At 68.3% G+C, this 13,330-nt stretch carries 1 protein-coding gene and 3 pseudogenes; all 4 read left to right on the plus strand.

Annotated elements, in window-relative coordinates:
* The first annotated feature begins 34 nt into the window (after positions 1-34).
* Positions 35-5,374: a type I polyketide synthase gene (locus STRTU_RS33695; protein WP_159748941.1), complete on the plus strand. Its 5,340-nt coding sequence runs from the start codon at positions 35-37 to the stop codon at positions 5,372-5,374.
* A gap of 136 nt (positions 5,375-5,510) precedes the next feature.
* Positions 5,511-6,191, plus strand: a pseudogene (locus STRTU_RS36335) (ketoacyl-synthetase C-terminal extension domain-containing protein); the annotation flags it as partial.
* 198 nt (positions 6,192-6,389) lie between these two features.
* A pseudogene (locus tag STRTU_RS36340) lies at positions 6,390-9,806 on the plus strand (type I polyketide synthase); the annotation flags it as partial.
* Positions 9,807-9,947: 141 nt separating this feature from the next.
* Positions 9,948-13,241: pseudogene (locus STRTU_RS36345) on the plus strand (type I polyketide synthase); the annotation flags it as partial.
* Between the last annotated feature and the right edge of the window lie 89 nt (positions 13,242-13,330).

A 13,330-nucleotide genomic window follows, 5' to 3' on the forward strand; every position in this document is an offset into this window, starting at 1 on the left:
CGTTCCGGTCTACAACGTATGGGGCAAGTTCCACATGGCGAATGAAGAACGGCTTCGGGACTACCTCAAGTGGGTTACCGCAGACCTGCATGAGGCCCGTCGGCGCCTGCAGGAGCTGGAATCGCAGCACCAGGAGCCCGTCGCGATCGTCGGGATGAGCTGCCGCTTCCCTGGTGGTGTGAGCTCACCGGAGGAGTTCTGGCGCCTGCTGCAAAGCGGAGAAGACGCGATATCCGAGTGGCCGCGGGACCGTGGCTGGGATGCCGATGCGCTGTACGACCCTGAGTCACATGGCTCGGGCACGAGCTATTCGTGCAAGGGCGGCTTCGTTTACGACGCCACCGAATTCGACCCCGGTTTCTTCGGCATCACACCGCGCGAAGCGCTTGCGATGGACCCGCAGCAGCGGCTGCTGCTGGAAGCTTCCTGGGAGGCTTTCGAAGGCGCCGGAATCGACGCTCTCGGGGTACGGGGAAGCCGCAGCGGTGTCTTCGTCGGATGCAGCGGCCAGGAGTACGGCGCCGGGCTTCGAGACGTTCCCGACGACGTCCGTGGCCATCTCCTGACCGGAAACTCGACTTCGGTCGTGTCGGGTCGTGTCGCCTACGCACTGGGCCTTGAGGGCCCGGCGGTGACCGTGGACACGGCCTGTTCCTCCTCTCTGGTGGCATTGCATCTGGCCGCACAAGCACTACGGTCCGATGAATGCACGCTCGCCCTGGCGGGCGGTGTGACGGTGATGTCCACGCCGGGAGCGTTCATCGAGTTCAGCCGGCAGCGCGCCCTGGCAGCCGATGGTCGCTGCAAGGCGTTCGCGGAGGCCGCGGACGGCACGGGGTGGGCCGAGGGCGTCGGCATGCTGGTGCTGGAGCGGCTGTCGGATGCCCGGCGGAATGGTCACCGGGTGTTGGCTGTCGTACGCGGTACCGCGGTGAATCAGGACGGCGCGTCCAATGGTTTGACGGCGCCTAATGGTCCGTCGCAGCAGCGGGTGATCCGGCAGGCGTTGGCGAGTGCGGGTCTTTCGGCCTCGGACGTGGATGCGGTGGAGGCGCATGGGACCGGTACGTCGTTGGGCGACCCGATCGAGGCGCAGGCGCTGCTCGCTACGTATGGTCAGGATCGTGATGAGGACCGGCCGTTGTGGCTGGGTTCGGCCAAGTCGAACATCGGGCACACTCAAGCGGCCGCGGGTGTGGCCGGCGTCATCAAAATGGTGCTGGCGTTGCAGCATGGTGTGCTCCCGCAGACGTTGCACGTAGATGAGCCGTCATCGCATGTGGACTGGTCGGCGGGGAATGTACGGCTGCTCACCGAGGCCGTCGGGTGGCCGGAGAACGACCGGCCGGGGCGGGCGGCAGTCTCAGCCTTTGGCGTAAGTGGCACCAACGCGCACGCTGTACTGGAGCAGGCCCCGGAGGCAGAGCCCATACATGAAGAAGGGCAGCCGGACGCCAAGACCGAACCCGTTCGACTGCCTCTGTTGCCCTGGGTGCTGTCGGCCCGCAGCGACTCCGCCCTGCGTGACCAGGCGGGAAGGCTGCTCGCCCACGTCGATGCCCATCCCGAGTACGACATACGAGACCTCGCCCGCTCGCTCGCCTCGACGCGCGCCGCGCTGGAGAACCGCGCTGTCATGGTCGGCAGCAGCCGTGAGGAACTGATCGCGGGACTCGGCGCCCTTGCCCGTGACGAGCATGTCGACGGCCTTGTGCGTTGCACGGCCCAGGCAGGTGCGAAAACAGCCTTCCTGTTCACCGGGCAGGGTGCGCAGCGGCTCGGTATGGGCCGGGAGCTGTATGACGCCTTCCCCGTCTTTGCGGATGCTTTTGATGCGGTGTGTGCGTACTTCGATGGTGAGTTGGCAACTCCGCTGCGGGATGTGGTGTTCGGCGAGGATGCGGAGAGGCTGGACCGGACGGGTTTTGCTCAGCCGGCGTTGTTCGCCCTTGAAGTGGCGTTGTTCCGGTTGGTGGAGTCGTTCGGTGTGCGGCCGGATTTCCTGGTGGGTCATTCCGTTGGTGAGTTGGCGGCGGCTCATGTGGCGGGTGTGTTGTCGCTGGAGGATGCGTGTCGTTTGGTGGCGGCGCGTGGCCGTTTGATGCAGGCATTGCCGGCGGGTGGGGCGATGGTCTCCCTTCAGGCCGCCGAGGACGAGGTGGTGCCGCTGCTGCAGGGCCAGGAGCAGTGGGTGAGTATTGCTGCGGTGAATGGTCCGCGGGCGGTGGTGGTTTCCGGTGTGGAATCCGCGGTGTTGGAGATTGCGGGGCGTTTTGAGTCCGAGGGGCGGAAGGTGAAGCGGCTGCGGGTGAGCCATGCTTTCCATTCGCCGCTGATGGAGCCGATGCTCGACGAGTTCCGTTCCGTCGCGGAAAGCGTGACGTATGCGGAGCCGCGTATCCCGGTGGTCTCGAATGTGACCGGAGAGCTCGCCACGGCGGAGCAGCTGACGTCCCCCGATTACTGGGTGCGGCATGTCCGCACGGCCGTCCGGTTCGCCGATGGCATCCGGTGGCTGGAAGAGCACAGCGTCGCTCGGTACCTCGAAATCGGCCCCGACGGCACGCTCACGGCGATGACTCAGGCATGCGCGGACAGCCCCACGCAGATGACGGTTCCCACGATGCGAAGGGACCGGTTGGAGACATCGCACATGGTGATGGCCCTTGCGCAGTTGCACGCGCACGGCGCCGTACTCGACTGGGCTGCGCTGCTGCCCGGAACGCAGCCCGTCGATCTGCCGACGTATCCGTTTCAGCGTGACCGCTATTGGCTGGAGGCGTCAGGAACGGAGGACGAGGGCCGCGTGGCCCGAGTGCTCGATGGAGCCGATGCGCGGTTCTGGGAGGCGATTGAGCGTGGTGACACAGCGGCGCTGGCGGGAGAGCTGGCGATCGCCGGTGATGCGTCGTGGGATGAGGCGCTGAGTGCTTTGTCGTCGTGGCGGCGGCAGCAGCGTGAGCGGTCGGTGGTGGACGGGTGGCGGTATCGGGTGGAGTGGAAGCCGCTCGTTGCTCAGTCCGGTGGGGTACTGGGCGGGCGCTGGCTTGCGCTGGCGGCAGCGGGAGACGCGTACTCCGAGGCTGTAGTGGATGGGCTGGCGGCGCGTGGTGTGCGGGTTGAGCGGGTGGAATGGGCCGCCGATGTGGACCGTGGGGTGCTGGCCGAGCGGTTGCGTGACGCCGCTGGTGACGAGGCGGTCACGGGCGTACTGGCGGTGGGCGCCGTGGACGCGATGTGTGCTGCGGTACTGGTGCAGGCGCAGGGGGATGCCGGCGTCGGTGGGCGGCTGTGGGTGGTGACGCGCGGGGCGGTCTGTGTGGGCCGGTCGGATGATGGGCCGGATCCGGTGCAGGCAGCCGTGTGGGGTCTGGGCCGGGTGGCGGCTCTTGAGTACCCGGACCGCTGGGGCGGTCTGGTCGATCTGCCCGATGTGGTGGACCGTAGGGCGCTCGACCGGCTCGCCGGTGTTTTGGCCGAGGCCGCTGAGGATCAGGTGGCGGTGCGGGCATCCGGTGTCTTCGGCCGTCGGCTGGCCCATGCTCCTGCTCCGGCTCCCGCTCATGCTGGAGAATCTGCCGACGGTTGGCGGCCGCGGGGGACGGTGTTGATCACCGGTGGTACGGGTGCGTTGGGTGCTCGTGTGGCGCGTTGGGTGGCGGAACGTGGTGCCGAGCACGTGGTCCTCACCAGCCGTCGAGGCCCGGAGGCTCCTGGTGCGGTGGAGTTGGAGGCGGAGCTGTCCGGCCTTGGCGTACGGGTGACGGTGGTGGCCTGCGACGTCGCAGACCCGGAGGCGGTCGGGGCGCTGCTGTCCGAACACCCGGTGGACGCCGTCTTCCACGCCGCGGCTGTACTCGACGACGGCGTGCTCGACTCACTCACGACTGAGCGGTTCGCCACCGTCATGCGGGCGAAAGCCGCCTCGGCCGTGAACCTGCACGAGGCGACCCGAGACCGTGATCTCTCGGCCTTCGTCCTGTTCTCGTCGTTCGCCGGCACCATCGGCGCCGCCGGCCAGGCGAACTACGCGGCCGCCAATGCCTTCCTGGACGCGCTGGCCGAACAGCGTGCGGCCGAAGGGCTGTCCGCGACATCCATCGCCTGGGGACCCTGGGGCGAGATCGGCATGGCGAGCGATGCATCCATGGCACAGCGGATGCGCCGGGGCGGAGTGTCCCCGCTGCGGCCGGATCTCGCCGTCGACGCCCTGCAGAACGCGATCTGCTCCGGCACGCCCGGCTTGCTGATAGCCGACATCACCTGGGCGGACTTCCGTTCCGCCTTTGCCGCGGTGCGCCCCAGCCCGCTGCTCGGGGATCTTCCGGAGATGCGTACCGAGGTCGAGCCCGCAGCCGGGACGGGAGGCGAAGACCGCCAGTCCGAGCTGCGCCAACAGCTGGCCGGTGTGGAAGCGGCCGAACAGGAACGGGTGCTCACTGATCTGGTCCGGTCGTATGCGGCCGGAGTGCTGCACTACGCGGGGCCCGCCGGGGTGCCGCCGAACCGGCCCTTCCGGGACCTGGGAGTCGACTCGTTGCTCGCCGTGGAGCTGCGCAACGCACTCAGCCTGGCATGCGGAATCACGCTGAGCGCGACGGTGGTCTTCGACTACCCGACGCCGGCCGCCTTGGCCGGCTTTCTGCGCACCCGGATAGCGCCGGCCCAGGACAACGTCGAGCAGCGGATAATGCCCTCGGTGGTTGAGGGTGACCCCATCGCCATTGTCGGGATGAGTTGCCGGTTCCCGGGCGGTGTGGACTGTCCTGAGGCTTTCTGGGAGCTGCTTTCGGACGGTGTGGACGCGGTCGGAGAATTCCCGGTCGACCGTGGTTGGGACCTGAATGCGGTCTATGATCCCGACCCGGAAAACTCGGGCACCAGTTACGTCAATGCCGGCGGCTTCCTGAAGCACGTGGACCGATTCGAACCGGCCTTCTTCGGCATGAGTCCCCGAGAAGCGGTAGCAACGGATCCGCAGCAGCGCCTGCTGCTGGAGACCTCCTGGGAGGCCATTGAGCGTTCCGGCATTGATCCGCAGACGTTGCGGGGCAGCCGGGCCGGGGTCTTCGTGGGCACAAATGGTCAGGACTATCCGGCCCTCCTAGCCAATTCCCCGGACGATTTCGACGGGTATATCGGAACTGGAAACGCCGCGAGCGTGGTGTCCGGGCGGGTGGCATACACCTTCGGGCTGGAGGGCCCTGCGGTGACCGTGGACACGGCGTGTTCCTCGTCGCTGGTCGCCCTCCACTGGGCTGTACAGGCCCTGCGTTCCGGCGAGTGCGACATGGCGCTGGTGGGCGGTGTGACGGTGATGTCCACTCCCGGAGCGTTCATTCGAGTTCAGCAGGCAGCGAGGGTTGGCTGCTGATGGTCGGTGCAAGGCGTTTGCTGCGGGCGCCGACGGCACCGGCTGGGGCGAGGGCGTCGGGATGCTGCTCGTGGAGCGCTTGTCGGATGCCCGGCGGAATGGCCACCAGGTGCTGGCTGTGGTGGCGGGTAGTGCGGTGAATCAGGATGGTGCGTCGAATGGTTTGACGGCGCCTAATGGTCCGTCGCAGCAGCGGGTGATCCGGCAGGCGTTGGCGAGTGCGGGTCTTTCGGCCTCGGACGTGGATGCGGTGGAGGCGCATGGGACCGGTACGTCGTTGGGCGACCCGATCGAGGCGCAGGCGCTGCTCGCTACGTATGGTCAGGATCGGGACGGGGACCGGCCGTTGTGGCTGGGTTCGGTCAAGTCGAACATCGGGCACACTCAAGCGGCCGCGGGTGTGGCCGGCGTCATCAAAATGGTGCTCGCGCTCAAGCACGGCGTTCTGCCGAGGACCCTCCACGTCGACGCGCCCTCGCCCCATGTGGACTGGTCGGAGGGCAAGGTACGGCTGCTCACGGAGCCGGTCGCCTGGCCCTTGGACGACGAAGCGCCGGGCCATGTCCGCCGGGCAGGTGTTTCCTCGTTCGGCATCAGCGGAACCAACGCACATGTGGTCCTGGAACACGCCCCGGCCCCGCTGCCCGCCGCCGAGGTTCCACAGGTCTCGCCGGAGCGCCCTTCCGTCGCCCCGTTGGTGCTCTCCGCACGTACCGAGCCCGCACTTCGTGCGCGGGCCGCTCGTTTGATGGCGGCCTACGCGGACGACCCCGAGCAGGCCCTGACGGATGTGGGCTTCTCCCTTGCCACGACCCGCTCCGTGCGTTTCGACCACCGGGCCGTGGTCCTGGCGGACGACCCGGCTTCAGCAGTCCACGGACTGGCCGCGCTCGCCGAGGGCCGCAGGACACCCGGCGTGATACGCGGCTCCCGGACTGAGGGCCGACTGGCGCTGCTGTTCACGGGGCAGGGTGCGCAGCGGTTGGGGATGGGCCGGGAGTTGTATGAGGCCTTCCCGGTTTTCGCGGATGCTTTTGATGCGGTGTGTGTGTACTTCGATGGTGAGTTGGCGTTGCCGCTGCGGGATGTGGTGTTCGGCGACGATGCGGAGAGGCTGGACCGGACAGGGTTTACGCAGCCGGCTTTGTTCGCCCTTGAAGTGGCGTTGTTCCGGTTGGTGGAGTCGTTCGCGGTCCGACCCGACTACCTGGTGGGGCATTCCATCGGCGAGTTGGTAGCCGCGCATGTGGCAGGCGTCCTGTCGCTGGAGGATGCGTGTCGTTTGGTGGCGGCGCGTGGTCGGTTGATGCAGGCACTCCCGGTGGGTGGGGCGATGGTGTCGCTTCAGGCATCGGAGTCCGAGGTGCTGCCGCTGCTGGAGGGCCAGGAGCTGCGGGTGAGCATTGCCGCGGTGAACGGTCCGCAGGCGGTGGTGGTCTCCGGCGAGGAGTCCGCCGTGTCGGAGATCGCCGCGCGCTTCGAGGAGCAGGGGCGGAAGGTGAAGCGGCTGCGGGTGAGCCATGCCTTCCATTCGCCGCTGATGGAGCCGATGCTGGACGAGTTCCGGGCGGTCGCGGAGAGCGTGGCGTATGCGGAGCCCCGTATTCCCGTGGTCTCGAATGTGACCGGCGCTCTTGCCACGGCGGAGGACCTGACGTCCCCTGACTACTGGGTGCGGCATGTCCGCGGAGCCGTTCGGTTCGCCGATGGCATCCAGTGGCTGGAGGAGCATGAGGCGACCCGGTTCCTGGAGATCGGTCCGGACGGGACCCTGACCGCCATGGCACAGGGCTGTCTCTCGGCACCTGATCTCCATCTGGTCCCCACCATGCGGAAGGACCGCTCGGAGGCCGAAGCGTTGCTGGCCGGTCTGTCCACTGCGTTTGTGCACGGCATGGATGTGGACTGGCGTGCGTGTTTCCCTGCTGCCCGACGTGTTGCTCTACCCACGTACCCATTCCAGCGTGAGCGTTTCTGGCCGACGCCGGCACCTGACGCACGTCCCCACGCGGACTGGCGGTATCGGGTGGAGTGGAAGCCGCTCGGTGGTCAGTCCGATGGGGTAGTGGGCGGGCGTTGGCTCGTGGTGGTGGCAGCCGGGGACGTGTGGTCCGAGGCTGTGGTGGAGGGGCTGGCGGCGTGTGGTGTGCGGGTTGAGCGGGTGGAGTGTGCCGCGGGGGAGGTGGATCGTGGGCTGTTGGCTGAGCGGGTGCGTGGGGTGGCTGGTGAGGAGCCGGTTGCTGGGGTGTTGGTGGTGGGCTGTGCGGATGTGGTGCGTACTGCGGTGGTGGTGCAGGCGTTGGGTGATGTGGGTGTGGGTGGGCGTTGGTGGGTGGTGACGCGGGGGGCTGTTGCGGTGGGTCGGTCGGATGGTGGGCCGGATCCTGTCCAGGCTGCGGTGTGGGGTCTGGGTCGGGTGGCGGCTTTGGAGTTGCCGGATCGTTGGGGTGGTCTGGTGGATCTTCCGGAGTCGGTGGACGGTAGGGCGCTTGACCGGTTCGTCGGTGTTCTGGCTGATGGTTCTGAGGATCAGGTGGCGGTGCGGTCGTCGGGTGTCTTCGGGCGTCGGCTGGCTCATGCTCCCGCTCCCGCTGAGGACGCGGTCGGTGGTTGGCGGCCGCGGGGGACGGTGCTGATCACCGGTGGTACGGGTGCGTTGGGTGCTCGTGTGGCGCGTTGGGTGGCCGAACGTGGTGCCCAGCACGTGGTCCTCACCAGCCGTCGAGGCCCGGAGGCTCCCGGCGCGTACGAGCTTGAGGCCGAGCTGTCCGCCCTTGGCGTACAGGTGACGGTGGCGGCCTGCGACATCGCGGACCGCGATGCGGTCCGGGAGCTGTTGTCGGGCTGTGCGGTGGATGCCGTCGTGCATGCGGCGGGTGTGGTGGATTCCGTGCCCTTGGAGGACGCGGATGAGGGTCATTTTGCTGAGGTGATGGGGGCGAAGGTTGCGGGTGCTGTGGTGCTGGATGAGGCATTGCGGGATCAGGCGCTGGATGCGTTTGTGGTGTTCTCTTCGATTGCTGGTGTGTGGGGGAGTGGTGCTCAGGGGGCGTATGCGGCGGGGAACGCCTTCGTCGAGGGGCTGGTGGAGGCGCGTCGTGCGCGGGGTGCGGTGGGTTGTGCGGTGGCGTGGGGCCCGTGGGCCGGTGGCGGGATGGCCGGCGCGGAAGGCGCGGAGGAGCACCTGCTGCGCCGGGGGCTGAGGGCGCTCGATCCGGGGCTGGCGATCTCGGCGTTGGAGTCGGCTGTCGCTGGCGGTGAGGGATCGGTAGTAGTAGCGGATGTGGAGTGGGAACGCTTCGCTCCGGCGTTCACCAGTGCCCGTCCGAGTCCGTTGCTGGGGGACCTGCCGGTGGTGCGGGCGGCGCTGGACGCCGGTGCCGGTGTCGGTGAGGGTTCCGGTGCTGGGGTGGTGCGGCAACGCTTGGCGGGGCTGTCGGCTGCGGAGCGTGAACGGGCACTGCTGGATTTGGTGCGTACCCATGCCGCAACGGTCCTCGGCTACCACACACCAACAGACCTCGAAAGCGGCATCACCTTCCGGGACTTGGGTTTCGACTCACTCACTGCCGTCGAGCTGCGCAACGGAATGAACACCGAAACGGGCCTGCGGCTGCCCGCCACATTGGTCTTCGACTACCCCACGCCGGTCGACCTGGCGCGCTTCCTGGGCGATGAGCTGTTCGGGACCACGGCGGATGCGGCGTCCGGTCTGCCGGCGGTGGCGTCCACCTCGGACGATCCGGTGGTCATCGTCGGGATGAGCTGTCGTCTGCCCGGTGGGATAGCCGGCCCTGAGGACCTGTGGCGACTGGTGGCCGCAGGCGAAGACGCCATTTCCGGCTTCCCGACGGATCGCGGCTGGGACCTCGATGCCCTCTTCGGGCACGACGCTGAACAATCAGGCACGAGTCGCACGCGGTCGGGTGGCTTCCTGCACGACGCCACCCAGTTCGATCCGGCCTTCTTCGGCATCAGCCCACGGGAAGCGGTCGCGATCGACCCGCAGCAGCGGGTGCTGCTGGAAACCTCCTGGGAAGCCCTCGAACGCTCGGGTGTCAGCCCCGCCTCGGTCAAGGGCAGCCGCACCGGTGTCTTCGTCGGTGCCAGTGGTTCGGGCTACGGCGCGGGGCTGCAGGAGGCGCCGGAAGGGCTCGGAGGGCACTTGCTCACCGGAAGCTCGGGCGCTGTGGTGTCGGGTCGGGTGTCGTATGTGCTGGGCCTGGAGGGGCCGGCTGTAACGGTGGACACGGCGTGTTCCTCGTCGCTGGTCGCCCTGCACCTGGCGGTACAGGCCCTGCGCTCGGGTGAATGCGACCTTGCACTTGCCGGCGGTGTGACGGTCATGGCCAACCCCGGCGCATTTGTTGAGTTCAGTCTTCAGGGCGGCCTTGCTGCTGACGGCCGGTGCAAGGCGTTCTCGGACGCTGCGGATGGCACAGGTTGGGGCGAGGGCGTGGGTGTGCTGGTGGTGGAGCGGTTGTCGGATGCGCGCGCCAATGGGCATCGGGTGTTGGCTGTGGTGGCGGGTAGTGCGGTGAATCAGGATGGTGCGTCGAATGGTTTGACGGCGCCTAATGGTCCGTCGCAGCAGCGGGTGATCCGTCAGGCGCTGGCGGGTGCGGGGCTGTCGTCCTCCGACGTTGATGTGGTGGAGGCGCACGGTACGGGGACGTCGCTGGGCGATCCGATCGAGGCGCAGGCCCTGTTGGCGACGTACGGGCAGGATCGTGACGGGGACCGGCCGTTGTGGCTGGGTTCGGTGAAGTCGAACATCGGTCATACGCAGGCGGCTGCGGGTGTGGCGGGTGTGATCAAGATGGTGCTGGCGTTGCAGCACGGTGTCCTGCCGCAGACCCTGCATGTCGATGAGCCGTCGTCGCATGTGGACTGGTCGGCGGGCGACGTGCGTCTGCTCACCGAGGCCGTGGCGTGGCCAGAAGCGGAGCGGCTGCGTCGGGCCGGGGTGTCGGCGTTCGGAGTGAGCGGCACCAACGCGCATGTGGTGATCGAGCAGCCCCCGGTGGAGGAGGGTTCGCACGCCGGGCCGATGAGTGTGGCCGGGGGTGTGGTGCCGTGGGTGGTGTCGGCGCGGAGTCGGGAGGGGCTGCGGGCGCAGGCGCAGCGGTTGTTGGCACATGTGGAGTCCCGGCCTGAACTCGGTCTGCCAGAGGTGGGGTTCGCCCTGGGCACGACACGTTCGGTATGGGAACACCGGGCTGTCGTCCTGGGCACGGATCGGGATGCGCTGGTTGACGGACTCAGGGCGCTGGCCACGGGAGACGACGCTGCTTCCGTGGTGAGCGGTCTGGCCGCACCCGAAGCACGACTGGCGCTGCTGTTCACGGGGCAGGGTGCGCAGCGGTTGGGGATGGGCCGGGAGTTGTATGAGGCCTTCCCGGTTTTCGCGGATGCTTTTGATGCGGTGTGTGCGTACTTCGATGGTGAGTTGGCGTTGCCGCTGCGGGATGTGGTGTTCGGCGACGATGCGGAGAGGCTGGACCGGACAGGGTTTACGCAGCCGGCTTTGTTCGCCCTTGAAGTGGCGTTGTTCCGGTTGGTGGAGTCGTTCGGGGTCCGACCCGACTACCTGGTGGGGCATTCCATCGGCGAGTTGGGAGCCGCGCATGTGGCAGGCGTCCTGTCGTTGGAGGATGCGTGTCGTTTGGTGGCGGCGCGTGGTCGGTTGATGCAGGCGTTGCCGGCGGGTGGGGCGATGGTTTCGATCCAGGCGGCCGAGGCTGAGGTGTTGCCGCTGCTGGAAGGGCATGAGCTGCGGGCGAGTGTTGCCGCGGTGAACGGTCCGCAGGCCGTTGTGGTGGCTGGTGAGGAGTCCGCGGTGGCGGAGATCGCCGCGCGCTTCGAGGAGCAGGGGCGGAAGGTGAAGCGGCTGCGGGTGAGCCATGCCTTCCATTCGCCGCTGATGGAGCCGATGCTGGACGAGTTCCGGGCGGTCGCGGAGAGCGTGGCGTATGCGGAGCCCCGTATTCCCGTGGTCTCGAATGTGACCGGCGCTCTTGCCACGGCGGAGGACCTGACCTCCCCCGACTACTGGGTGCGGCATGTCCGCGGAGCCGTTCGGTTCGCCGATGGCATCCAGTGGCTGGAGGAGCACGAGGTCACCCGGTTCCTGGAGATCGGACCGGACGGCACCCTGACCGCCATGGCACAGGACTGCCTCGACGCGGGCACTGGCCATGTCCTGGTCCCCGCCCTGCGTGGTGATGACCGTGGTGAGGTGTCCGCGGTGCTGTCTGCCGCCGGGCGGGCATTCGTCCATGGCGTCGGCATCGACTGGCAGGCGTTCTTCTCCGCCTCCGACTCTGCCTCCGGATCTGGCGCAGACACCGCCGGCGCTGGAACCGCCACGGTCACCATTCCCAGCCGCGCCCACCCCCGCACCCCCGTCGACCTGCCCACCTACGCCTTCCAGCACCAGCGCTACTGGCTCGACATACCGTCCACCACCGCAGATGCCTCGTCGATCGGCCTCGCCGCTGTCAAGCACCCGCTGTTGGGAGCAGCAGTGGCCCTCGCCGGAGGCCATGAGGCTGTGCTGACCGGGCGTCTCTCCTGCCGGACGCAACCGTGGCTTGCCGAGCACCGCATTGCGGGCGCGATCGTCGTACCGAGCACGGCTTTCCTGGAACTGGCAGTGCGGGCAGGGGATGAGGTCGGCTGCTCCGACATCAGGGAACTCGCCCTCGAAGCACCGCTTGTGCTCCCCGAGGACGGTGCGGTCCAGCTGCAGCTGCGTATCGAGAATCCGGATGCTTCCGGTGACCGGCCTCTTGGGGTGTACGCGCGTCCCGCAGCGGCGTCGGCCGAGACGCCGTGGACGCGGCATGCGAGCGGTGTTCTGGCCGAGAGTGCCCAGCCGGAGGTCTTCGACTTTGAGGCATGGCCGCCCGCCGGAGCGGAGCCGGTGGACATCGACGACTTGTACGACGGGCTGGCGGCGGCCGGGTTCGACTACGGTTCGGCCTTCCGAGGCGTACGGGCCGTTTGGCAGCGCGTCGACGGCGTGTACGCCGAAGTCGAACTGCCGGAGTCCGCTGCGGCCGAGGAATTCGCTCTCCATCCCGCGCTGTTGGACGCAGCCCTCCACCCGCTCGGCCTCGGTCTGCTGGACGGTGTGGCGACGGAGGCCGTGCTGTTCGCGTGGAGCGGCGCCACTCTGCAGGCGGCCGGCGCGACCGCACTGCGGATCCGGCTGGCCCGCCGCGGGCACGACGAGGTGTCCCTCCAGGCCGCCGACTACACCGGGCAGCCGGTGATCGCGGTCGAGTCGATGCTGATGCGCAAGACCGGCGAGCTGCGGGCCGGACGGACGCCTTCGCTGCCGGCCTCGCTGCTCCGTCTCGACTGGGCATCGATCGCCGTGGAACGGACCAGGGAGTCGGACATCGGCGAGGACGCGGCAGCGGATGCCGATGTGCCGCGGCTGACTGTAGTGGGGAGCGACCCGCTGGGCCTGGCCGAGACACTGGGCACACACGCCGCCGACGCCGTGGAGGCCGCTGATTCCACGAACGTGGAGGCGGACGCGACGATCGGCACAGTGCTCGTGGCCGGTGTCTCCACAGCGGACGAAGCACACACCACCCTGAGCGCGTTCAGCGAACGGTTGGGGCAGGAGTCGTCGTCGGCCCGTCTGGTGTTCGTCACCCGAGGCGCCATCGCCCTCGGTGACGAGGCACCGGACGTGGAGGCCGCCGCCCTCTGGGAAGAGCTTCGCGCTGTTCAGGCCGACTACCCGGGCCGGATCGTGCTCGTGGATGTCGATGGCGACCTTGACTCCCATGGTGTGCTGCCGTCCGCGCTCGCCACGGACGAGTCCGCGCTCGCTGTTCGCGGGGGTGAGGTGTCGGCCGCGCGGCTGGTCAGGTGCGCATCGAGCGCTGCGACAGCCATGGACCTGGAACCCGGGGGAACGGTCCTGGTCACCGGGCCGTT

The organism is Streptomyces tubercidicus (assembly GCF_027497495.1).
GTDB classification, from domain to species: Bacteria; Actinomycetota; Actinomycetes; order Streptomycetales; family Streptomycetaceae; genus Streptomyces; species Streptomyces tubercidicus.

Bases quoted from the DNA above. Each gene is read 5' to 3' on its own strand.
- STRTU_RS33695 (WP_159748941.1), top strand. From the start codon at position 35: ATGGCGAATGAAGAACGGCTTCGGGACTACCTCAAGTGGGTTACCGCA.